The organism is Thermomonas sp., from assembly GCF_035369645.1.
GTDB lineage: Bacteria > Pseudomonadota > Gammaproteobacteria > Xanthomonadales > Xanthomonadaceae > Thermomonas.
This window is the reverse complement of the sequence record NZ_DAOOUM010000006.1, coordinates 1-21,299: the sequence shown is the minus strand read 5'-3', so window position 1 is coordinate 21,299 and position 21,299 is coordinate 1. Positions and strand designations below refer to the sequence as shown.

Sequence of the window (21,299 nt, the reverse complement as noted above, 5' to 3'; positions counted from 1 at the left end):
CAGGGCAAGTCTAGGTGATATCTAGGTGACACCGACGCGATGCCGCTATCGTTGCGGCGAGGCCAGAATCTGCCGCATCGGTAGCAAACGCAACTTCGCCGCTGCCAACCACGTGTCGAACGCTGCGGCGGACAACACTGCATATTCCACTTGCCGCGCCGCCGCGATGGCATCACTCGCCGGCGCAGTAAGCGCGGGGTGGCACATCAATACGTCGCCATCTGCTGCCGCCGCCAACCAACACTGCATGCGTTTGCCATATCCCTGAGCATCGCCAGAAAAATCATAAACCCCAAGTAGATGCCGGTTTTGCTGAAGGCCCAATGCCTTGGCACGGGTGCTGATTGCGTGATGCCCCAGCACGGCGATGATGTGGCTTTTGAGTTGCGTGCGCCGATCAAGATGCGCGGCTTGAGGCGCGCTGCGGGTTGATCGCAACCACGGCATCGCCTGCGCGTAACGCTGCTGAATGACGCGCAGCAAGACATCGCGAATGATGGGCAGTTGATGCACATGCTGATGCCCATCCACATAGACCGGTGCGCGCCCCATGGCGAGCTCGAAGGCATCCAGTTGTGCGTGAAATTCAGCCTCCAGCGCCTGCGCATCCAACTGCCGCAGACTGGCACGCACCAGTAATTGCCGATGGGTAAACCGCAACTTCGGGTGCAAGGGGCATTCAGTCAGATCCAGATGCAAACCCACCTCGGCCTGTTGCGCATCGATGCCGCGCAGCTCACGCGCACCCTGCTTCCACGCAACACCGCCCACCATTGCCGATACCGCTTGCACCCGCCCCATGGCCAGCAAGGCAAACACCGCCTGATTGATGCCATCGTGCAAGCCAAAATCATCCACGCACACACTGATGCGTCGCAGTGGCGCATGCGCGTCGATGCCCACACTCATTGCGTGGGCCTTGTGCAACCCAGCGCCGCAGATTGCGCCGATTGCCTAGGATCAACCCGCCACAAGGTTTGCTGCCGATCGGCGTACAGGGTGTGTGCTTGCGTCAAGAACGGATAATCCTTGATCGAATCAGCATCCCCCAACACCCACGCCACACCACCGCCGCACAACGCCGCCGGCAATGCCTGCGGATAGATCAGCAGATGTTTGGCCAGCGCGGGGGCAAAACTGCCCGCATCGGCAATTTCTTTGCGCCAAGTGTCGCGCTGGGCGATGTCTGGGTCACTCCAATCATCCACATCGAAGACCGGTTGTTGCAGGCGCGCGTAAAACGGCACCGAATACAGATAGTCCTTGAGGATATAAACCGGCTGGCCCGCCTGATAGTGCGCGCGTAACGCCACGCCAATCGGTTTGGATGAATGCCCTTTGACCACACTCAGGCCAATCACCGCAGTCAGTCCCAATAAGGCGCTAGCACCCAGACTCACATACCAACGGCGGGTACGTGCAAGGCTTTCTTGTGTGCGGGTGCTGGCATCGGCAATCCACCATGCCAGAGCCGGCACCGCCGGCAAGATATAGCCCAACAACTTCGATTTTGGCAGCGAGAAAAACAACAACACACACAACACCGTCAGGCCCATCAACATGCGTAGCGCACCTTGGGTGTCTTGATGGGTGAAATAACCGCGCACACATGTGCCGCGCAGCCATAACACCAACGGAAAACTACACAGCACCAACACCGCCGGGTAGAACCACCATGGCTGCACATTGTTGAAGCCGGTCGCTGCAAACCGCTGGAAATGCTGCACCACGAAAAAGTAATGCAAAAACCCATCAAACCGCAGTTGCATCGCCACAAACCACGGTGCGGTCACCACCAGCATCAGCACCACTCCGGGCACCGACAGCAACGCCCATAGCGTGCGCCAACGCCAGCGCAGCAACAGCCATAGCCCAATCACCATCGCCGGCAACACAAACCCGATCAGCCCCTTGGCCAACACCCCAAGCCCGGCCAGCACATAGGCTAACCACAACACACGACGGTATGCCAAGCCTTGTTCAAAACACAGTGCGGCATGCGCCAACGCAAGGATGGTCGCGGTGATGCAGCCGGCCACCAGCATGTCCAAATTGGCAAATTGCGCCGCCGCAAAAAACATGGGCAACACCAATAACACCAGCACACTGCGGCGTGCTAACGCTTGCCCACACCAATGCCGGGTGAACAGATACAAGGCCCAAGCCCCCATGCTGGCACCAATCAACGAGGCCATGCGTGCGGCAAATTCATTGGGCCCAAACACCGCTAACGCTGCGCCTGTCAGCCAATAAAACAATGGCGGTTTATGGAAAAACGGCATGCCGTTGAGGGTGGGTGTTAGCCAGTCGCCCGAGCGCAACATTTCATAGGCCACCGTCGCATAGCGCCCCTCATCCGGGTGCATCAATGGCCGCATCCAAGCGGCTGCAGCCAACCACAGCGCGATGATCGCCAGCATCTTGATCGCATCCGACCAAGACGTGTTGTAAGCAGCGCGGCTCATGCTTCACTCCGCGTGCCGGAATGTGTGGCCTGCGCTGGCAAGGTTGTGTGCTTCAGGCCAACCCCCAAGTCACGTTTAACCACGAAAATCGGCCTGCGCTTGGTCTCTTCGTAAATCCGCCCCACGTACTCGCCCACCACGCCCAGTGAGACCAATTGAATGCCGGCAAACAACATCAGGCTCACCACGATCGTGGTCCAGCCATTCACGGTATGACCGTACAACAAATACACCGCGGTCAGATAAGCACCGTAAGCGAATGCTGCCAGTGCCAGTAAAAAACCGACCATGATCACTGTGCGTAGCGGCCACAACGTAAATGCGAAGAGGCCATCCAAGGCCAACCGCAGCAGCCGCCATTTATTGAAGTGGCTGTGTCCGTGGCCACGTTCCTCCGGCAGATAGGTCACCGCAACAGCTTCAAACCCCACCCAGGCATACAAACCTTTCATGAAGCGATTGCGCTCCGGCAATGCCAGCAATGCCTGCACCACGCTGCGATCCATCAAGCGAAAATCACCCGCATTGGCAGGCACCTTGAACCGCCCGCCGTTGACCATGCCATAGAACCAACCGGCACCGATGCGCTTGAACCAGCTTTCGCCATCGCGATGTTCGCGCACGGCATACACCACATCGGCACCCGCACGCCAATGCCGCACGAAGGTATCCAGTAAGGCCAGCGGATGCTGCAAGTCGGCATCCAGCATCACCACAACGTCCCCCGCTGCGGCTTGCAAGCCGGCAGTCAGCGCCGCCTCTTTGCCAAAATTGCGCGATAACTGCAGTCCACGCACACCGGCGTGCTGTGTCCATTGCGGCATGCGCTGCGCGGTGGCATCGCTGCTGCCATCGTCCACCAGAATGATTTCCCACTGCTCGGCAAGGCACGCAAGCTGCGCTTGCAGCAGCGGCAGTAACTGTTCGAGATTTTCCGCTTCGTTGTAACACGGCACGATGCACGACAACGTATGTAGCGGGCGCAATGCGGCGGGATTCGCCGGCACCGAGATGGGTAGCGATGCGGTGGCAACGGGAGCTTGTGTGGAAAGCATTCGAAACCTCGTGGGGAGGAGCGAACGAGGATGCCACCCTTGCGTTACACCGCAACCGGCGCCTTGATAGCGGGGTGCGGGTCGTAGCCGTTGATGGCGATATCCTCGATTCGGAACGCAAAGATATCCCGCACTTCGTTATTTAATTTCAGCTGCGGCAGCGCCCGTGGCGTGCGCAACAACTGCGCGCGCGCCTGCTCGAAATGATTGGCATACAAGTGTGCATCGCCCAGTGTGTGCACAAAATCGCCCACCGCCAGCCCGCATACCTGAGCCACCATATGGGTCAGCAATGCATAGCTGGCAATATTGAACGGCACGCCGAGAAAAATATCGCCACTGCGCTGGTACAGCTGACAACTGAGTTTGCCGTCGGCCACATAGAACTGAAACAGACTATGGCAAGGCATCAATGCCATCTGCGGCAAGTCGGCCACATTCCACGCACTGACAAGCAAGCGCCGCGAATCGGGGTTGCGCTGGATTTCATCGACCACCCATTGGATTTGGTCGATGGTCTGGCCATTGGCCCCTTCCCAACTTCGCCATTGTTTGCCATACACCGGGCCAAGATTACCGTTGGCGTCGGCCCACTCGTCCCAGATACTGACGTTGTTGTCACGCAAATAGGCGATATTGGTGCTGCCCTGCAAGAACCACAGCAACTCGTGGATGATTGCGCGCAGGTGCAATTTTTTGGTGGTGACCAGTGGAAAGCCCTGCGTCAGATCAAACCGCATCTGCCAGCCAAACACACTACGGGTACCCGTGCCGGTACGGTCAGATTTTGCGCTGCCCTGCTCCAGCACATGCCGCAGCAAGTCCAGATAAGCCTGCATCAACGCACCTGTGGTTGCAAAGTAGGCGTGCTACGTGAGCGCCACAGCCAGAACACCCCTAGTAAGATCAAGGGTGTGCTGAGCACTTGTCCCATCGTCACCCAGCCGAAGGCCAGATAGCCCAGTTGCGCGTCTGGTTCACGTACAAATTCGACCAAAAAGCGGAAGCAGCCATACAGCAGCGCAAACATGCCCGACACTGCATAACGTGGCCGTGGTTTGCTGGAAAACCACAGCAGCACGCAGAACATCAGTAAACCTTCCAATGCTGCCTGATACAACTGCGACGGATGCCGCGCAAAGCTGTTCAGTGCGCCGCTTTCAAAATAGGTACGCAGGCTGGCGGCGTCCATCGATGCAAACGGTTCTGGCAATGCACGCGGGAAGATCACCCCCCAGCCATCAAACGCAGTACCCGCCGTGGGCTTGCCCCACAACTCGCCACCAATGTAGTTGCCGATGCGGCCAAAGCCCAAGCCCGCCGGCACCAAGGGGGCCATGAAATCGACGGTGTCGAAAAAATGCAGACGGTGCTTGCGCGACCACCATGCAATGGCGGCTAGCACCCCCAGCAAGCCACCGTGGAAGCTCATTCCGCCCTGCCAGACCCGCACGATCATCAACGGGTCTTTGACAAATTCACCAAAATCATAAAACAGGATGTAGCCGATGCGCCCACCCAGCACTACGCCTAACATCGAATAAAACATCAAATCGCCAAAGCCGTTGTCATCCACGCCGGGCAGGCGCCCGGCACGCACGCGACGCCGCCCCAGCCAGAACGCAACCACAAAACCCAGCAGGTACATCAAGCCGTACCAATGGACTTTCAGCGGCCCTATCGCCACGGCAATCGGATCAATTTGATGCAGATATGGCATAGATATCATGGTTCCTGGTCAACCAAAGCAGCAAGCCTTACCACTCGCCCGCACCTGGAATTTTGTGTGCTGCCGCTTTACGCCGCATCAACAAATTGAACCACTCCACCATGACCGAAAACGCCATCGCAAAGTAGATGTAAGGCTTGGGTACGTGGACTTCCAGCCCATCCAAAATCAACACCGCACCGACTAGCAAAATAAACGCTAAGGCCAGCATTTTGACGGTGGGATTGGCGTCGATGAACTTGCCCAATGGATTGGCCGCCAGCAGCATGATGGCCACCGCCGCCAGAATCGCAAACACCATGATCGGGATGTGCTCGGCAATGCCCACGGCGGTAATGACCGAGTCCAGTGAGAACACGATATCGATCACCGCAATTTGCGCGATCACCGCGCCAAACACCGCCGATGTCTTGGTGGTGCGTGGGTCTTCATCTTCGCCGCCGGTGATCAGGTCACGAATTTCCAATGCACCTTTCACCAACAGGAAGGCGCCGCCCACGATCAACACCAAGTCGCGGATCGACACCCCCATACCGCCCACCGCAAACAAATCACTCTGCATCCGTGCCAAATGTGCCAGCGTCACTAGCAGCAGAATGCGGGTGATGCAGGCCACCGCGATGCCCAGTTTGCGTGCCGCCGGCTTGCGGTGCTCGGGTAAGCGGCTGACCGCGATGGAAATGAATACAAGGTTGTCGATACCCAGCACGATTTCCAGCGCGCTCAAGGTCACCAAGGTCAGCCATGCATCGGGGGATGCCAGAAAGCTCAGGTCCATTCGATTCTCGTCGTGTTAGCCGTGCAACCAGCGTGGGCCCAGCAATACGGCCCACACCAGCACGACATTCATCATCAATACAAAGACCGCCGCCGAGCCCATGTCTTTGGCACGCCCGGCCAACTCATGCCGCTCGGCTCCGAACCGCTCGATAACAGCTTCCATCGAAGAGTTCATCAACTCCATTGCCATGACCAGCATGCAGCTTCCAATCAGTAGCACACGCTCGATACCGCTGCCGCCCAAGTACCAACCCAAAGGGCCAAGTACGGCGAACACGCAGACTTCAAGGCGAAAGGAGGATTCGTGCAACCACGCCGCGCGTAGCCCCAACAGCGACCATTTTGCCGCCCGCAGCACGCCTGCCGGTCCACGCGGCAGGTGCCCATACAGATCAGCCACGTGCGAGCTCGCAAACGCGGAAGGACGGGGCAATGGCACAAACAGGCATGAGGCACATCGCAGGTAGCCGAGCAAGCGGCCATTTTGCCACAAGCCCCGCACCTGCCGTCTGTTAAAGAATCGCAAAGTCGACGCAACTATTGCGAACGCAGGGCCTCGATGGGATCCAGCAGACTGGCTTTGCGTGCCGGGTAATAGCCAAAAAACAGCCCGGTGCAAATGGAGAACGTGGCCGCCAGCAGCACCACCTTGGCATTGAGCTGCACCGGCAGCTCACCAAATTTACTGACCAGTAGCGCGCCCACCACGCCAATGGCGATACCAATGATTCCGCCAATCAGCGAGATCAGCATCGCTTCCATCAAAAATTGCCGCCGCACATCACGCGGGCCCGCACCCACCGCCATGCGTAGGCCGATTTCGCGAATGCGCTCGGTCACCGACACCAGCATGATGTTCATGATGCCGATGCCACCAATAATGAGGCAGATACCGGCTACCGCGCCCAGCAGCTTGGACATCAAATTGGTGGTGGCGGTGCGCGTTGCGACGATTTGGCTGATATTGCGCACCGCGAAATCATCATCTGCGCCCGGCTGAATTTTGTGGCGCTGACGCAGCAAGTCTTCGATTTCCGCCTGCGCGGCATCTAAGTGCTTGGCATCGTCCACGCCCACCGCAATCGACTGCACAGCGCCCGGTGGCATGCCCTGCGAGGTGGATAACCGCCGCCGCGCGGTTTCCAGCGGCACCACCACGATGTCGTCTTGGTCTTGGCCAAAGCCGCCTTGGCCCTTGCCGCCCAACACGCCGACCACGGTAAATGGTACCCGCCCAAGGCGAATGCTTTGCCCGATGCCGCTTTCATCCCCAAACAAGGTTTTGCGTACGGTTTCGCCCAAGATCACCGGCTTGGTGCTGCCACCGTAATCGGGTGTATCAAACCCTTGGCCTTGGGCAATTTTCCAATCGTTGATGGCAAACCAATCGGCCTGCACGCCCTGCCATTGGGTGGATGCGTTGTTTTCAGCAAACACCACCTGGGTGCCACCACGTAACGAACCGGCCACGTATTGCACCTCCGGCACCTCACTACGAATGGCATCCACATCGCCTTCATTGAGTGACCAGCGGCTACCCTGCGCCATCCGCGCGCCGCCCGGCCCCATGCCGCCGGCGCTGCCAATATCCAAACGCTGCGAGCCAAGGCCCGACACCATTTTGTCGATTTCGGCCTGCGTGCCCTGGCCAATCGAGACCATCACAATCACTGCGGCAATACCAATGATCACGCCGAGTGATGTCAGCGCGCTGCGCATCCAATTGCCACGCAAAGCAAAAAACGCGGTACGAAAAATGTCGGAATAGTTCATGCGGCCTCTACCTCGGTCTGCGCGTGTAATTCGCCATCGCGCATCACAAACGTGCGATCGGCATGCGCAGCCACTTGGGCATCGTGGGTAATCAAAATCACGGTATGGCCGTCATCACGTAGGCGTTTGAACAAGGTCAAAATTTCCTCGCCGGTCTTGCTGTCCAGTGCGCCGGTGGGCTCATCGGCCAACAGGATGGGCGGGTGGTTGACCAACGCGCGCGCAATCGCCACGCGCTGCTGTTGGCCGCCGGAAAGTTCATTGGGGAAATGGTCGGCACGCCCGCCAAGGCCCACAGCCTCCAGTGCTGCCAACGCCCGCCGACGGCGCTCGGCTGGGGGAATCTGCGCATAGCCCATCGGCATCGCCACGTTGTCGGTCGCGTTCATGCGCGGCAACAGATGGAAGCCTTGAAACACAAAACCAATTTTGTCGCGACGCAATTGCGCCAATTGTTCGGCATCCAGTGTGGCGACATCCACACCATCGCATTCGCAGCGGCCACTGGTGGGGGTATCCAGACAACCCAACAAATTCATCAAGGTGGATTTACCCGACCCCGATGGCCCCATGATGGCCACGAACTCGCCGCGCTCGATGCGTAAATTCACGCCATGCAGTGCCACCACTTCCGCCTCGGTACCGGCGGAATACACCTTGCCCAATTGGTTGGTCAAGATCACCGGAACGGGGGCGGCCATCACTTGCTCTCCGCAGCCGTACGCTCACCCGAAATGATGGTATCGCCGTCCTTGATATCGCGGCCGGACACTTCGGTGTTGGAGCCATCGCTGGCACCCACTTTGATCATCACCGGCTGCGGCTTGCCGTTGACCAATTTGTACGCCAACACCCGCTTGGCATTGACCAAGGCATCCACACCCGCCGTCCACTGGCCGCGCTGGGTATCGTCTAAGGTAGCCACAAACGCCGCAAATTGCTGACTCATGCGGTCGCGCATGCGGGCGCGCATCTGCGCCATCATGTTGGCATCGCCGCCACCATTGCCGCCGCCAGAACGCATACCGCCGCCGCCAAACAGTTTGCTACCGCCGTTTTGACTCTGTGCCTTGGCACCCGACTGCCACTGCGCCGCGCGTTCGGCCTGCTTGCGCTGCATCTCTTCCAAGGCGGCATCAAATGCAGTTTTCTGCTCCGGCTTCAGTGCCAGCGTGGCTACCATGGTTTTCAAGTCATCGCCCATTCCTGCGCCACGACTGCCATTGCCACTGCTGGGGCCAGCACCTTCAGGCTTCATCTCCGCCAATGGCGAGCCATCGGCCGGCTTGAAGCGCAGCGCAGCATTGCCCACCTTGAGCACGCCGTCGCGCTTATTGACTTCAATTTGCGCGTTCACCGTCAGCCCCGGCAGCAAGGTGCCGTCACTATTGTCCACGCTGACCACGACCGGATAGGTCACCACGTTATTGGTGGTGGTGGCGGCCATCCGCACTTGTTTCACCACGCCTTTGAATTGACGATTAGGAAAGGCGTCAGCGGTAAAACTGACGGTTTGCCCCACATGCACTTGGCCGATATCGGACTCGTCCACCGCCAGTTCGATTTTCATCTTCGACAAATCTTCGGCGATGGTGAACAGTACTGGGGCCGAGAAATTGGCCGCCACGGTTTGCCCGGGGTCAATCGAGCGGGTTAGTACCACGCCATCGACGGGCGAACGAATCACCGCGCGGCTGATATTGACCTCGGTGGTCTTGAGCGATGCCGACTGCTGCCGAATCGACGCCTGCGCCGCATTCACCTGCGCCTGCGCCTGGTCACGCGCGGTACGCGACAAATCCAAATCGCTTTGCGCAATTAATTTTTTCCCCGCTAACTCTTGCTTGCGCTGAAAATCTAAGCCGGCATTGCGCAGGCTCGCTTGCGCTTGTGCCAATTGCGCACGGGCACTGGCGATTTGCGCATTGCCTTGTTCCAGCTGGGCTTGATAAGTGGATGGGTCGATTTTGGCAAGGATGTCCCCCTTTTTCACTGGCGAATTGAAATCCACCAGCACATCGGTGACCTGCCCGGAAATCTGGCTACCCACCGTCACCGTGGTGATGGCACTCAAGGTGCCGGTGGCAGAAATCGCCACCCGGATATCCCCACGCTGCACGGTTTCCGTGCGATAGCCACCGGCCGCATCTGCGCCTTTATGCTTGCTCCAGTAATACCACCCCCCACCCACAGCCAGAACAACGGCGGTGATGGCAGCAAGTTTTGACAAGGGAAATGTAGAACGGCGCGGTTGGCTCATGGACGGGCACGATCAATTAGGATTGCGGGATGAACGCGCCGTAGCGCGTTCGGTTGACAGCACCATCCTGCCCAACCGTCGTGCCAGCTACCTGTGCCGTCTGGCCTATTGTTGCGCCGCGAAGATAATGCTGGCGCGTGTGCCTTGAGCCGGCTCGCTTTCCAAGTGGATTGCCCACCCACAACGCTGCCCTAAGCGATGCGCCACCGACAAACCCAGCCCCGGCCCACCCACTGTCCCTGTCCGTGCGCAGTAGAACGGTGCATGCGCATGCGCCAATGCCTGTGCATCCATGCCGATACCGGTGTCTTCCACTTGCACCCGATCCGCCAGCACCCGTACCCGTATCTCACCGTGGTCGGTAAAGCGCACCGCATTGGCCAATAATTTACTCGCGATCACCTGCAACACCCGTGGCGGTGCATGCAATATTGGCGCTGCGGCCTGCTCCCACTGCAACGTCAGGCCTTTTGCCTGCACCGCAGGCTGGATGCGGTCAAGCTCCACGGCCATCACCTCGCATACTGAAAACTCCATATTTTCCAATACGCAATCATCGCTACGCGCCAGCAATAGCAGCGCATCCAGAATATTCTCCATCTCCCCGATGGCGCCTTGAATGCGCACCAGCGAGCGCCGCGATGCTTCTGACAAGCCAAGATCTTGTTCGATCAAATCCCGCGCTACGCGAATGACGGTCAATGGCGTGCGCAACTCATGACTGGCGGCATGCGTAAATTCATGCTCACGCTCGGTCTTGGCTGCAAGTGCAGCCCCAGTAGATGCACTGCAACCGCGCCGTTTGGACACTGCCATCACTTGCACTCAGCTTGTCAACGCCACGATTCGATAACCAGCGCTTTGTACGGTGTGCAACAACGGCTGCGCAAACGGCTTATCCACCACCTTGCGCAAGTTGTACAAATGACTGCGTAGTGTGTCCGAATCTGGCAAGTCATTGCCCCAGATTTCGCGCTCGATCTCCTGCCGGCTCACTACCCGTGGTGATTCGCGCATCAAAATGCCCAGCAAACGCAGCGCCGTGGGCGAAAGCTGCAGGTGTTGCCCGGACCGCGTCGCACGATGAGATGCCGGATCAAGCTCCAAATCTGCCACCCGTAATACCTCTGCCCCAATCAGCCGATGGTCGCGCCGGATCAATACCCGCAAGCGTGCTTCCAACTCACGGATGGCAAAGGGCTTGGTCAAATAATCATCCGCCCCTGACGACAGCCCGTTGAGCTTTTCATCCAAGGTATCGCGCGCAGTCAACATCAAAATTGGCGTGGTTTTCCGCGCCTCATGACGCAAACGCGTACACACTTCCATGCCGTCCATACGCGGCAACATCAGATCCAGCACGATCGCGTCATAGGTGTTTTTTGATGCCAGCCGATAGCCATCCAGCCCATCACTGGCGTAATCCACATCAAACCCACGCCCCTCCAGATACTCGCCCACCATTTCGGAAATATTGCGATTGTCCTCCACGATGAGGATCAACCCCGCCGGTTCCTGCTCGCGCATATCTGCCTTCCTGCCTGTCCATCATCGACGTCGTTCGCCCACCATGCCTGCATGCAAGTTGTAGCCACGTGAAGGGGTAAGCTTTGGCTTTCGACTGCCGCAGCCTGCGCATGCCCTACGCTCGCCTTCTGACACCTCTCTTGCTGCTGTGCTCCAACGTCTTCATGACGTTTGCCTGGTATGGCCACCTCAAATACCGCAGTGTTGCACTCCCCAAAGTCATCCTAATCAGCTGGGGCATCGCCTTTTTCGAATACATGCTAATGGTCCCCGCCAATCGCATCGGCAGTACCGCCTACAGTGCACCGCAGCTCAAAGGCATGCAAGAAGTCATCACCTTGCTGGTGTTTGCCGGGTTTTCCACGCTCTATCTTGGGCAGGCATTGAAGTGGAACCACTGGGCCGGTTTTGGTTTGATTCTGGTCGCGGCGTGGTTGATTTTTCTGGAGTGATGCGAAGGCATTGCCCCCCCCCTCCCGGAACATGCTAGTTTTGCCACTCAACCCTGAACATGGATGATCAACAATGAATATCGCATCGAAGTTTGTCGGGTTTTGCGCGATGCTCTTGCTGCTCTCTTTGTTTTTGTCATCACCGCCCGCCGCTGCACAAACCAGCCCGAACCCACCGGAAACAGGACCAGTGACGAATTGCTCCACTGGGTGCACAATCATCACCTGCAATGCCACCATGTGCACCGTGAACTATTGTGACTATTCCGGATGCCGCGTGGTTGGCCACTACAACCGCCCCAAGAGTGACGCCTTACAAGCCCACCCAGTAGCCAAGGCAGCAAACGGTTCGGCTTCCGGCACCCTGTCCGCCAGTGATGCAAGCCTGCAGTTTGCCATGGCTTGCTCGGATGCTGCCCACGATTGTCGAATGTATGCAGTAAAGCCAGACGGTGCGACTTATATTGGCAACTATCGTCCCTGATCTAAACGGTAGGTTGGCTTACTATCCGACTTACACAAAATCACAAAACCCCACCCGATGTTGCAGCGACACGGTGACGGCGTAATACTGGCGGTCAGGCGAAATTTTGATAATGAGATACGCATCCTGCTTGAGGTAGCGCGCCAACTGTACCTGCGCATGCGCCGGCAGCAGCGCCAATAGCAAGACAATCAGCAACCCCGTCCACTGTGCGCGCATCGTTATCTTTCCCCTATGCGGGCTGTTTGCGCCGGATCTGCAGGCCACTCGCCATCAGCCTTGCCGCTCCATCGCTTTGGCTTGTTCCCAAAACGCATCCTGCTCTTGCAGCGACTTTCCCGCCAAGCCACCGGTTGCTTCTGCCAGTGTCTCCATTGCCCGGAAGCGGCGTTCGAATTTCCGGTTGGCGCGGCGCAAGGCGGTCCCCACATCCACCTTGGCATGTCGCGCTAGGTTGGCACAGACAAACAAAATATCGCCTAACTCATCTTCCAGCCGATCGCTCGCAGCGGCGTCATTTGGGTTTGCTTGTACCGCGTCAAATTCGGCACGCACTTCTTCAATTTCTTCGGTCAATTTTTCCAACACGGGCGCAGGGCCGGGCCAATCAAAGCCAATGCTGGCGGCTTTTTTCTGTAATTTCAGCGCGCGCTGCCACTCCGGCAAACCGCGCGCGATACCGGCCAGTGCCGACGTATCTTGCACACCATTGGCCGTGCGTTCGGCACGCTTGAGGGCATCCCAAGCCACTAGTTGCGCGTCGGCATCGGCATAGCGCACATCGCCAAACACATGCGGGTGCCGCCGCGTCATCTTGTCGCAAATCGCCGTCACCACATCGGGAAATGCAAATGCGCCCTGCTCCTCCGCCATGCGCGCATGGAACACCACTTGCAATAGCAAATCACCCAATTCGTCCTGAAGCTCAGCCATGTCGCCACGATCGATCGCATCGACCACTTCGTAGGCTTCTTCGATGGTGTACGCGGCAATCGTTTTGAAGGTCTGCTGCACATCCCACGGGCAGCCGTGCTGCGGGTCACGCAGGCGCGCCATGATGTCCAACAGCGCCTCGATACCGGGTGCTGCGCTCACAACGGTGGCAACTGGTCAAATAGTGCAACATCGCCCACGGCAAGAAAATCGCCATTGAGCAGGGTATCGCGCTGGTTGTAGCGAAACGGCCGGCCCTGCAAGTCACGCAGCGCGCCGCCTGCGGCTTCCAAAATAATTTGTCCTGCGGCGGTGTCCCATTCGCTGGTGCGACCAAAGCGCGGGTAAAAATCCAATGCGCCTTCGGCAATACTGCAAAATTTCAATGAGGAGCCGCAATTCATTTCAATATGCGCCGGTAGTTTTTCCAGCATCTCTAGGGTACGCGCATCGCGATGCGAGCGGCTGACAGCCACCCGCAGCGGCACCGATGCGGGTGCCTGCACGCGGATGGCGCGCTCTTGCCCGGCCTCGCGCCGATACGCCCCTTGCCCGGCGGTGCCATACCACAGCCGCGCAGTGACCGGTTGCTGGATCACGCCAAACGTCGCTACGCCATCCTCAATCAAGGCGATATTGACGGTGAACTCGCCATTGCGCTTGACGAACTCGCGGGTGCCATCCAGCGGATCCACCAACCAAAACCGCGACCACTGCCGGCGTTGTTCGGTGCTGATGTCTTTGGACTCTTCCGACAACACCGGAATATCTGGCGTCAACGCCTGCAAGCCAGCCACGATGCAACGATGCGCGGCTAAATCTGCTGCGGTCAGTGGGGAGTCGTCGGCCTTGTGCTGTACTGCAAATTCGCTGTCATAGACATTGAGAATTTCATTGGCGGCGTGGTGCGCCAACGCGATGACGCCCTCGCGCAGAGTTTGATCAAGTGCCATGGCGTTGTAACCACTCCCGAACGATAAACAAGGCCGCAATCGTGCGTCCTTCCGAAAAATCTTCTTGCAAAATCAACTGCCCCAGATCGGCCAACTTCCACGGCACCAGCTCCAGCGGCTCGGGCTCATCCCCCGCCAGCCGCTGTGGGTACAAGTCCCGCGCCAACACCACATGGGTTTGATGGCTCATATACGTCGGGGCCAAGCTCAGGCTGCGCAGCACTTGCAGGTCATGCGCGCCGTAGCCGGCTTCTTCCATCAACTCACGGTTGGCGGCCTGCGCGGGGGTTTCGCCGGCATCCATGCGTCCCTTGACCAAGCCAAGCTCATAACGATGCACACCGGCCGCGTATTCGCGTACCAGCAGCACGGTCTCAGCATCCAGCAACGGCACCACCGCCACCGCGCCATGCCCGCGTGCGTGCAGGCGCTCGTAGCGGCGGCGCTCACCGTTGGAAAATTCAAGGTCAAGCCGTTCCAACCGGTACGGGCCGGCGTCGTGCTCGGTGATACCGTGGATGATGGGCAGGCGCTGGCTCATAAACCCGCCCCGGCGGTGATAATGGCAGGATGAAAGGACTTCACGATGCCCCCATGATAGCCGCCGCCGAGGCGTGGCGCGCGCGTGACTTGGCCGTGCTGTGGCACCCCTGCACACAAATGCGCGAACACCCCGATGCCCTGCCGTTATTTCCGGTGGCACGCGGCGATGGCGCATGGCTGGTGGGGCATGACGGTCAGCGCGTACTGGATGCCGTCAGCAGTTGGTGGACCAATATCCACGGCCATGCCGAGCCGCGTATTGCCACCGCCATTGCCAACCAAGCCCACACATTGGAACAGGTGATCTTGGCCGGATGCTCGCATGCCCCGGCCGTGGAATTGGCCGAACGTCTGCTCGCGCTTGCCCCGCGCGAGGCCGGACGCGCGCCGCTGTCCAAGGTGTTCTATGCCGATAACGGCTCGGCCGGGGTGGAAGTGGCGCTGAAGATGGCCTTTCACTGGTTTCACAACCAAGGCATTACCGGCCGCACCCGCTTTGTTGCCCTGCACGGCAGCTATCACGGTGAGACCCTCGGCGCGCTGTCAGTGGGCGATTTGCCGCTGTATCGGCGCGTGTACGCGCCATTGCTATTGGACGTTTTGTTTGCGCCATCACCCGATGCCTTTGGCAGCCGCAACGTGACGGATGCCATCACCCGCGCCAACGCCGCTGCGGATGCCTTGGCGGTGTTGTTTGAAACGCACGCTGGCGAAATCTGCGCCTTTATCCTGGAACCGTTGGTGCAGTGCGCCGGCGGCATGCGCATGCATCACCCGCAGTATTTGCGCCGCGTGCGTGAGCTGTGCGACACCCATGGCATCTTCTTGATTGCCGATGAAATCGCGGTGGGTTTTGGTCGCACTGGCACCCTGTTTGCCTGCGAACAGGGCGGCATCCAACCCGATTTATTGTGTCTATCCAAAGGCCTGACCGGCGGCTTTTTGCCCTTGTGCGCGGTGCTTGCCACCCAGCGAATTTACGACGGCTTTTTGGATGATTCACGCGAGCGTGCTTTTTTGCATTCGCATAGTTATAGCGGTAACCCACTGGCCTGCGCCGCCGCATTGGCCTCGCTGAATATTTTTGCCAGCGATGCGGTGTTGGCACGCAACCACGACACCGCGCAAATGATGGCGGCCTTGGCTGCGCCATTGCGCTCGTACCCGCTGGTCGCCGAGGTGCGCCAGACCGGGATGATCCTCGCCATCGAACTGTCCCCAGAGCCCGACAACCACGACGATGGCCACGCCGTGGAAATCGCTGGCCGGCGCGGCTTGCGGATGTATCGCCACGCTTTGGAACATGGCGTGCTGCTGCGCCCACTGGGGGATGTGTTGTATTGGATGCCGCCGTATTGCATTGACACTGCGCAATTGCAGCACTTGGCCAGCGTTACCGCCGCAACATTGGAGGAAGCAAGCCGATGCGCCTGACCCGCAGTTATGTGACAGCCCCGCTTGCGGTTGGGCACACCTTGGTGTTGCCTGAAGATGTCGCAGCACATCTGCTGCGGGTACTGCGCTTACAGGTGGGCGATGCCTGTGTGTTGTTCAATGGCGATGGCCACGACTACGACGCGCGCATCAGCATGCTTGGCAAGCGTGAAGCGCAGGCCGAGGTGCTCGCCGCACGCCAGATCAACAACGAATCGTCCCTGCGCATCACCCTGCTACAAGGCATCGCGCGCGGTGAAAAAATGGATTTGATCCTGCAAAAAGCCACCGAACTGGGTGTGGCCAAGATTCTGCCAGTGATGAGTGATCGCAGTGAAGTCAAATTGGATGCGCAGCGCGCCGACAAGCGCGTGGCGCACTGGCGTGAAGTGGTGATCGCAGCCTGCGAGCAAAGTGGCCGCGCGCGCGTTCCTGAGGTGCTGCCACCACAGCCACTTGCGCAGGCGGCAGGCTTGCGCAGTGGGTGTGGTTTCCTTATGGATCCAACCGCCGCTACGTCCTTGACCCTGTTGCGTGACACGCCCATGGCCGCTTGCACCTTGGCCATTGGCCCAGAAGGCGGCTGGTCCACACGTGACCGCGAGCAATTACAGGCCGCCGGGTTTGCAGGGCTGCGTCTTGGCCCACGCATCCTGCGTACCGAAACCGCAGGCTTGGCCGCTATCGCGGCGCTGCAAGTCTTAGCGGGGGATTTGGGGTAAGTGCATCGGCGGTATCTATCCCGCGCGCACCCACAGCCCCGCTGCGGAGTTACACCGCCAATGCCAAAGTTTCGCGCAGGCTGTCTTCCAGCGCAGCAAGGTCCGGCACCATCGCTTCGTCTTCGTTGTGGCGCACCCGCGACAACACGCCCATCGGCAAGTCGTCATCGCCTTCCAAGGTTACCAAGGAAGTCTCGGTGACCGTCACCAAGCGTGGGAAGCCTTGGGTCAACATGGCGAAATAGGGATGCTTTTCATCGCCACCCAGCGCCTTCAACACGATCACCTTGCTACCCAGGCCACCCTCTTCATCGGCGAGTTCAGCAAACCGCGAAAATGACACCAACGGCAATTGCCAGCCGCGCCAGCGGATACGACCCAGCAGCCAGTCCGGCGCATCGGCAACGGGTTCTGGCGGCGCAAACGACAACACTTCGGCAATGGTGGCGTTGGGCAGCAGCAGGCGTGCCTGTGCCACTTGGATGAGCACGCCACGAATGATGTGGGCAATCTCGGACATGGGTTACCTCAAACTGGCCAGCGTTGCAGCAGCGAACGGGAAATTTCGGCCAAGCTACGCGCCTCGCCACCGCGTGCCACCAGCAGCTTGCTGGTAGCGGGATCAAAACAATTTTCAGGTGCCTGGCCATACACCAAAGCCCCGCCCAGCCGCAGCGAGAGTGCTGGATCCACCAGTGCAATGTCGGCGCCACTCAGCAGCAGCATGGCACTATCAGCAGGGCGCAAATTGATAAAACGGGCCACACCTTCGGTTGCTACCAAGGCCAACCCACCTTCAACCTGCTGGACATCGACATGTTCAGGCAACACATAGATATGCCCATGCGCAAGCACGTCGCCGGCTTGCCCCAAACTGACCTTTAATTGCGCAGCACGCTGCATCTGGCGCACCAGTTTGTCGTATTGCCCGCCATCAACGCGCTGGCGCAGCAACACCGCACGCGGGAACCCCTCCGGCAGACTGGCCAAGACCTGACGCACGGCATCTGGCCCACCCACACCCGCCGAAATCACCACCGCACCTTCGGTCAATTCTGGTGCTTTCACCGGCTCTGCCGTATTCAGCGGAAGCACCGCAACCTGCTTGGCAAGCATTTCCATTTCCTGCGCCAAATCCTTTGGTGCATCGGGATTTGGTACCGCCGGCAATACATCGTCATGGCCATGCAATTTGGCGGCTAGATGGCGCATCCAGCGTGCCGCCTCCCAGCCTTCGCGCCTGGCAGCCACATCGGCATCGTCAAACAGCACAGTCAGTGCTGGATTGGCCAATGCATCATCAAAGCGATCCAACGTCGCTTCGATGATCGGATCCAAAACCACCAAGACAGCATGTGGCATTGCAGCCTGTAATGCCGTCACCGTGTCGGCAGCGGGATCCAACACCGCCACCAACTCGGCCCCAGCGCCGCGCACGGCCGCCTCGGTGCGTTCGCGCGCCGCACCGGCGCGCGCCACCACCACTACCCGACGCCTGCTCATTGCAGGTTTCCATCGCCCGTGTTTTCAACCCCGAGCAGTTCAAACACATTGCGCATGAGCTCGGCTTCTTGATACGGCTTGCCCAGATAACGTTCGACACCCAAGTCCATCGCGCGCTGGCGGTGTTTTTCACCGGTACGCGAGGTGATCATGATAATCGGCACGTTGCGCAAACGTGGATCGGCCTTCATCGCCGTCGCCAACTCGTAACCGTCCATGCGTGGCATTTCGATGTCGAGCAGCATCAAGTCGGGGACAAAATCGGCCATCCGCTCCAATGCATCCAAGCCATCCTTCGCGGTCGCCACCTCGAAACTGTGCCGTTCCAGCACGCGGCCGGTGACCTTGCGCATGGTGACCGAGTCGTCCACCACCATGACCAGCGGCACCCCACGTTGTTCGACCGCCGACACCACCGGGGCAGCTTCGCGCGGTGCAGTCACGAAGCGACGCACCAACGGCACCACGTCCAAAATCACCACCACGCGGCCATCGCCCATGATGGTGGCGCCGAAGATGCCGGGGATCGACAGCAATTGCGGGCCGCCAGATTTCACCACGATTTCGCGGCTGCCCACCACCTGATCCACCGCCACCGCCGCGCGCAAATCGCCCGAACGCACCAACAACAGCGGCATCTGCAAGTGGCCTTCGGCCTTGGCTGTGGCCGAGCCGACCAGCGCACCCAAATCATGCAGCACGTAGTCTTCGCCACCATAACGATAGCTGGCATCCGGTTTGGCCAATTCTTCGCGGCTGATCCGGCCCACGCCACGCACCGAGGCAATCGGCACCGCGTATTCGGTTTCGCCAATCTTGACGAATACCGCTTGGGTCACCGCCAAGGTCTGCGGCAAACGCAAGGTGAAGGTGGTGCCTTCACCCAAGCGCGACGCAATATCAATGGTACCGCCCAGCTGACGCACTTCGCTGGCCACCACGTCCATACCCACGCCACGGCCTGCCAGACGGCTGACGGTTTCGGCAGTGGAGAAGCCGGGCTGCATGATCAACTCGTCCAACTCGGTCTCGGACAGCACCGCATCGGCTTGGATCAATTCACGCTCGATTGCGCGGGAACGGATCGCATCGCGATTCAAACCGGCACCATCGTCGGAAATTTGCAACACGACTTCGGAACCTTCGCGCCGCACTGCCACGCGGATACTGCCCTCGGCATCCTTACCGGCAGCGCGTCGCACATCCGGCACTTCTAGGCCATGTGCGATGGCATTCCGCAGCATGTGTTCAAGTGGCGCGGTCATGCGCTCCAGCACATTGCGGTCCAGTTCGCCTTGTGCGCCATCCAGTTTGAGTTGGGCTTGCTTGCCCGTCTCGGTGGCCGCCTGCCGGATAACCCGGCGCAGACGCGGCACCAACGAATCGAACGGCAACATGCGCGTACGCATGAGGCCTTCTTGCAGCTCCGAGCTCACCCGCGACTGTTGCGTCAACAGGGTTTCGTACTGACGGGTGAGGTCTTCCATCGAGCCGTGCAAGCTCTGCAAGTCGGCCGCCGATTCGGCCAGCGCGCGAGAGAGCTGTTGCAGGGTGCTGAAACGGTCAAGTTCCAACGGATCGAAGGCTTCACTCCCCGCATCGCCTTCGCGTTGATAGCGGGCGATGATCTGCGCTTCGGTTTCTGAATCCAGACGCCGCAGCTGATCGCGCAGACGCAGGTTGGTTTGTTCCATTTCCTGCGCGGTACTGCGGAACGCCGACAGCTGCTGTTCCAAGCGCGCGCGATAAATCGCCACTTCGCCCGCGTAGTTCACCAAACGGTCGAGCAGGTCGGCACGGATGCGGACTTGTTCTTGCGGTGCGCGCACGCCCGCATCGTCGTCGTCCAAACCCATGTCTTGCTGGATGGGTGCAGACAGTGGCTTGAGCGGCACCACTTTGGCGGTCGGCTTTGCCGTCGGCACAGCCGTCGCGTCGTCGGTGGTTGCCACTGCTTCGGCCAATTCGACCGGGGCTTGTTCCACCACCACGCGATTTTCTGCGCGCGCGGTGAACTCTTCAATCAGTGCCTCTGGCATACCCACGGCACGGCGTGCCGCGATACGGGTAATCATGCCGTGCAAGCGATCGAACCCACGCTCCAGCAGGGAGACACCGGCTTCGCCCAGTTCGACTTTTTGCGCCGCTGCGGCTTCCAGTAACGACTCCATGGCGTGACCCAATTCGCCGACCGACATCATGCCGGCCATGCGTGCGCCACCCTTGAGTGTGTGCAGGTCGCGCTGCAAACCTACGATCATTTCTTGGTCGTCGGACTGTTCGCGCAACTGCGCCAGCAACCCATCGGAGTGGTCCAATAAATCGCCACCCTCTTCGACGAAGATATCGACCAGCTCGATATCCAGCTCGCTGGTATCCAAGGCTTCGTCCGGGTCTTCCGCCGCCGCTGCTGTGGCCTGCAATGCCGCAAGTGCCGCAAATTCGCGGGCTTTGGCCGCTGCCTGTGCTTCTGCGGCACGCCGCTCTGCCTGCTGCCGCTCGGCTTCAGCACGCAACGCGGCTGCACGCTCGGCTTCTTGACGTTCGGCTTCGGCACGCGCCGCCACGATCCGTTCGGCTTCCTGACGCTGGGCTTCGACACGTTCGGCTTCGAGGCGTTCGGCTTCGAGGCGTTCGGCTTCGAGGCGTTCGGCTTCGAGGCGTTCGGCTTCGAGGCGTTCGGCTT

General features: G+C 59.4%; 24 protein-coding genes. 5 read left to right on the top strand and 19 right to left on the bottom strand.

Features of this window, described 5'->3' with window-relative positions; genetic code table 11:
• Positions 1 to 45: 45 nt before the first annotated feature.
• From PK789_RS02110 to PK789_RS02055, 12 genes are all read right to left on the bottom strand, one after another.
• Positions 46 to 909, bottom strand: a complete 864-nt coding sequence (locus PK789_RS02110; RefSeq protein ID WP_324306692.1) for a ChbG/HpnK family deacetylase — start codon at positions 907 to 909, stop codon at positions 46 to 48.
• Positions 906 to 2,465 (bottom strand): ArnT family glycosyltransferase, encoded by a 1,560-nt coding sequence (locus tag PK789_RS02105; RefSeq protein ID WP_324306690.1) that lies wholly within the window; start codon positions 2,463 to 2,465, stop codon positions 906 to 908. Before PK789_RS02105 ends, PK789_RS02110 begins: the two co-directional genes overlap by 4 nt.
• On the bottom strand, positions 2,462 to 3,520 hold the full coding sequence (locus PK789_RS02100) for a glycosyltransferase family 2 protein (RefSeq protein ID WP_324306689.1): 1,059 nt from the start codon (positions 3,518 to 3,520) through the stop codon (positions 2,462 to 2,464). The genes PK789_RS02105 and PK789_RS02100 overlap by 4 nt, the downstream gene beginning before the upstream one ends.
• 44 nt (positions 3,521 to 3,564) lie before the next feature.
• Positions 3,565 to 4,359, bottom strand: a complete 795-nt coding sequence (locus tag PK789_RS02095; RefSeq protein ID WP_324306688.1) for a thymidylate synthase — start codon at positions 4,357 to 4,359, stop codon at positions 3,565 to 3,567.
• Entirely contained in the window at positions 4,359 to 5,240 is an 882-nt protein-coding gene (gene lgt, locus PK789_RS02090; RefSeq protein ID WP_324306687.1) for a prolipoprotein diacylglyceryl transferase, read from the bottom strand. The genes PK789_RS02095 and lgt overlap by 1 nt, the downstream gene beginning before the upstream one ends.
• A gap of 37 nt (positions 5,241 to 5,277) precedes the next feature.
• The gene (locus PK789_RS02085) at positions 5,278 to 6,027 is read right to left on the bottom strand and encodes a TerC family protein (protein WP_324306686.1); all 750 of its coding nucleotides are present in this window, start codon (positions 6,025 to 6,027) and stop codon (positions 5,278 to 5,280) included.
• 15 nt (positions 6,028 to 6,042) lie between these two features.
• A complete protein-coding gene (locus PK789_RS02080) occupies positions 6,043 to 6,429 on the bottom strand; it encodes a diacylglycerol kinase (RefSeq protein ID WP_324306684.1) in 387 nt (128 codons plus the stop codon).
• A gap of 137 nt (positions 6,430 to 6,566) precedes the next feature.
• Positions 6,567 to 7,802 carry an ABC transporter permease gene (locus PK789_RS02075; protein WP_324306683.1) on the bottom strand — a complete coding sequence of 412 codons (1,236 nt, stop codon included), beginning with the start codon at positions 7,800 to 7,802 and terminating at the stop codon, positions 6,567 to 6,569.
• Positions 7,799 to 8,503: an ABC transporter ATP-binding protein gene (locus PK789_RS02070; RefSeq protein ID WP_324306682.1), complete on the bottom strand. Its 705-nt coding sequence runs from the start codon at positions 8,501 to 8,503 to the stop codon at positions 7,799 to 7,801. Before PK789_RS02070 ends, PK789_RS02075 begins: the two co-directional genes overlap by 4 nt.
• Positions 8,503 to 10,032 carry an efflux RND transporter periplasmic adaptor subunit gene (locus PK789_RS02065; RefSeq protein ID WP_324306680.1) on the bottom strand — a complete coding sequence of 510 codons (1,530 nt, stop codon included), beginning with the start codon at positions 10,030 to 10,032 and terminating at the stop codon, positions 8,503 to 8,505. Before PK789_RS02065 ends, PK789_RS02070 begins: the two co-directional genes overlap by 1 nt.
• A gap of 135 nt (positions 10,033 to 10,167) precedes the next feature.
• The gene (locus PK789_RS02060) at positions 10,168 to 10,878 is read right to left on the bottom strand and encodes a sensor histidine kinase (RefSeq protein ID WP_324306679.1); all 711 of its coding nucleotides are present in this window, start codon (positions 10,876 to 10,878) and stop codon (positions 10,168 to 10,170) included.
• Between the two features lie 9 nt (positions 10,879 to 10,887).
• Positions 10,888 to 11,589: a response regulator transcription factor gene (locus PK789_RS02055; RefSeq protein ID WP_324306677.1), complete on the bottom strand. Its 702-nt coding sequence runs from the start codon at positions 11,587 to 11,589 to the stop codon at positions 10,888 to 10,890.
• A 110-nt stretch (positions 11,590 to 11,699) separates the two neighbouring features.
• On the opposite strand from PK789_RS02055, the gene PK789_RS02050 reads away from it, so the two are divergent.
• Positions 11,700 to 12,041 (top strand): DMT family protein, encoded by a 342-nt coding sequence (locus PK789_RS02050; RefSeq protein WP_324306676.1) that lies wholly within the window; start codon positions 11,700 to 11,702, stop codon positions 12,039 to 12,041.
• Positions 12,042 to 12,114: 73 nt separating this feature from the next.
• The gene (locus PK789_RS02045; protein ID WP_324306675.1) at positions 12,115 to 12,525 is read left to right on the top strand and encodes a hypothetical protein; all 411 of its coding nucleotides are present in this window, start codon (positions 12,115 to 12,117) and stop codon (positions 12,523 to 12,525) included.
• A gap of 30 nt (positions 12,526 to 12,555) precedes the next feature.
• Here PK789_RS02045 and PK789_RS02040 read toward each other — a convergent pair whose 3' ends face one another.
• The 4 genes from PK789_RS02040 to nudE are packed head-to-tail and all read right to left on the bottom strand — an operon-like array spanning position 12,556 to position 14,952.
• Complete coding sequence (locus PK789_RS02040; protein ID WP_324306674.1) at positions 12,556 to 12,744, bottom strand: hypothetical protein; 189 nt, start codon at positions 12,742 to 12,744, stop codon at positions 12,556 to 12,558.
• 54 nt (positions 12,745 to 12,798) lie between these two features.
• Positions 12,799 to 13,620, bottom strand: coding sequence for a nucleoside triphosphate pyrophosphohydrolase (gene mazG, locus PK789_RS02035; protein ID WP_503011870.1), 822 nt, complete (start codon positions 13,618 to 13,620; stop codon positions 12,799 to 12,801).
• Positions 13,617 to 14,411, bottom strand: coding sequence for a 3'(2'),5'-bisphosphate nucleotidase CysQ (gene cysQ, locus PK789_RS02030; RefSeq protein WP_324306672.1), 795 nt, complete (start codon positions 14,409 to 14,411; stop codon positions 13,617 to 13,619). The genes mazG and cysQ overlap by 4 nt, the downstream gene beginning before the upstream one ends.
• Positions 14,401 to 14,952: an ADP compounds hydrolase NudE gene (nudE, locus tag PK789_RS02025; RefSeq protein WP_324306670.1), complete on the bottom strand. Its 552-nt coding sequence runs from the start codon at positions 14,950 to 14,952 to the stop codon at positions 14,401 to 14,403. The genes cysQ and nudE overlap by 11 nt, the downstream gene beginning before the upstream one ends.
• Before the next feature lie 29 nt (positions 14,953 to 14,981).
• On the opposite strand from nudE, the gene bioA reads away from it, so the two are divergent.
• A complete protein-coding gene (bioA, locus tag PK789_RS02020; protein WP_324306668.1) occupies positions 14,982 to 16,388 on the top strand; it encodes an adenosylmethionine--8-amino-7-oxononanoate transaminase in 1,407 nt (468 codons plus the stop codon).
• Positions 16,379 to 17,110: a 16S rRNA (uracil(1498)-N(3))-methyltransferase gene (locus PK789_RS02015; RefSeq protein WP_288969415.1), complete on the top strand. Its 732-nt coding sequence runs from the start codon at positions 16,379 to 16,381 to the stop codon at positions 17,108 to 17,110. The genes bioA and PK789_RS02015 overlap by 10 nt, the downstream gene beginning before the upstream one ends.
• Before the next feature lie 49 nt (positions 17,111 to 17,159).
• Here the strand turns inward: PK789_RS02015 and PK789_RS02010 are convergent, their stop codons facing one another.
• The 3 genes from PK789_RS02010 to PK789_RS02000 are packed head-to-tail and all read right to left on the bottom strand — an operon-like array spanning position 17,160 to position 20,913.
• Complete coding sequence (locus PK789_RS02010; protein WP_288969414.1) at positions 17,160 to 17,630, bottom strand: chemotaxis protein CheW; 471 nt, start codon at positions 17,628 to 17,630, stop codon at positions 17,160 to 17,162.
• Positions 17,631 to 17,638: 8 nt separating this feature from the next.
• A complete protein-coding gene (locus PK789_RS02005) occupies positions 17,639 to 18,613 on the bottom strand; it encodes a chemotaxis protein CheB (RefSeq protein WP_288969413.1) in 975 nt (324 codons plus the stop codon).
• Positions 18,610 to 20,913, bottom strand: coding sequence for a response regulator (locus PK789_RS02000; RefSeq protein WP_503011871.1), 2,304 nt, complete (start codon positions 20,911 to 20,913; stop codon positions 18,610 to 18,612). The genes PK789_RS02005 and PK789_RS02000 overlap by 4 nt, the downstream gene beginning before the upstream one ends.
• A 122-nt stretch (positions 20,914 to 21,035) precedes the next feature.
• Between PK789_RS02000 and PK789_RS11650 the strand changes: the two genes are divergently transcribed.
• Positions 21,036 to 21,299 (top strand): pentapeptide repeat-containing protein (locus tag PK789_RS11650; protein ID WP_503011869.1); only part of this gene is annotated, 264 nt, incomplete at its 3' end.

Coding starts and splice junctions, on each gene's coding strand:
- PK789_RS02010 (WP_288969414.1), bottom strand. CDS start 17,630: ATGTCCGAGATTGCCCACATCATTCGTGGCGTGCTCATCCAAGTGGCA.
- bioA (WP_324306668.1), top strand. CDS start 14,982: ATGAAAGGACTTCACGATGCCCCCATGATAGCCGCCGCCGAGGCGTGG.
- PK789_RS02050 (WP_324306676.1), top strand. CDS start 11,700: ATGCCCTACGCTCGCCTTCTGACACCTCTCTTGCTGCTGTGCTCCAAC.
- cysQ (WP_324306672.1), bottom strand. CDS start 14,411: ATGGCACTTGATCAAACTCTGCGCGAGGGCGTCATCGCGTTGGCGCAC.
- PK789_RS02015 (WP_288969415.1), top strand. CDS start 16,379: ATGCGCCTGACCCGCAGTTATGTGACAGCCCCGCTTGCGGTTGGGCAC.
- PK789_RS02105 (WP_324306690.1), bottom strand. CDS start 2,465: ATGAGCCGCGCTGCTTACAACACGTCTTGGTCGGATGCGATCAAGATG.
- PK789_RS02005 (WP_288969413.1), bottom strand. CDS start 18,613: ATGAGCAGGCGTCGGGTAGTGGTGGTGGCGCGCGCCGGTGCGGCGCGC.
- PK789_RS02110 (WP_324306692.1), bottom strand. CDS start 909: ATGAGTGTGGGCATCGACGCGCATGCGCCACTGCGACGCATCAGTGTG.
- PK789_RS02045 (WP_324306675.1), top strand. CDS start 12,115: ATGAATATCGCATCGAAGTTTGTCGGGTTTTGCGCGATGCTCTTGCTG.
- PK789_RS02040 (WP_324306674.1), bottom strand. CDS start 12,744: ATGCGCGCACAGTGGACGGGGTTGCTGATTGTCTTGCTATTGGCGCTG.
- PK789_RS02095 (WP_324306688.1), bottom strand. CDS start 4,359: ATGCAGGCTTATCTGGACTTGCTGCGGCATGTGCTGGAGCAGGGCAGC.
- nudE (WP_324306670.1), bottom strand. CDS start 14,952: ATGAGCCAGCGCCTGCCCATCATCCACGGTATCACCGAGCACGACGCC.
- PK789_RS02060 (WP_324306679.1), bottom strand. CDS start 10,878: ATGGCAGTGTCCAAACGGCGCGGTTGCAGTGCATCTACTGGGGCTGCA.
- PK789_RS02100 (WP_324306689.1), bottom strand. CDS start 3,520: ATGCTTTCCACACAAGCTCCCGTTGCCACCGCATCGCTACCCATCTCG.
- PK789_RS02070 (WP_324306682.1), bottom strand. CDS start 8,503: ATGGCCGCCCCCGTTCCGGTGATCTTGACCAACCAATTGGGCAAGGTG.
- PK789_RS02055 (WP_324306677.1), bottom strand. CDS start 11,589: ATGCGCGAGCAGGAACCGGCGGGGTTGATCCTCATCGTGGAGGACAAT.
- PK789_RS02075 (WP_324306683.1), bottom strand. CDS start 7,802: ATGAACTATTCCGACATTTTTCGTACCGCGTTTTTTGCTTTGCGTGGC.
- PK789_RS02085 (WP_324306686.1), bottom strand. CDS start 6,027: ATGGACCTGAGCTTTCTGGCATCCCCCGATGCATGGCTGACCTTGGTG.
- lgt (WP_324306687.1), bottom strand. CDS start 5,240: ATGCCATATCTGCATCAAATTGATCCGATTGCCGTGGCGATAGGGCCG.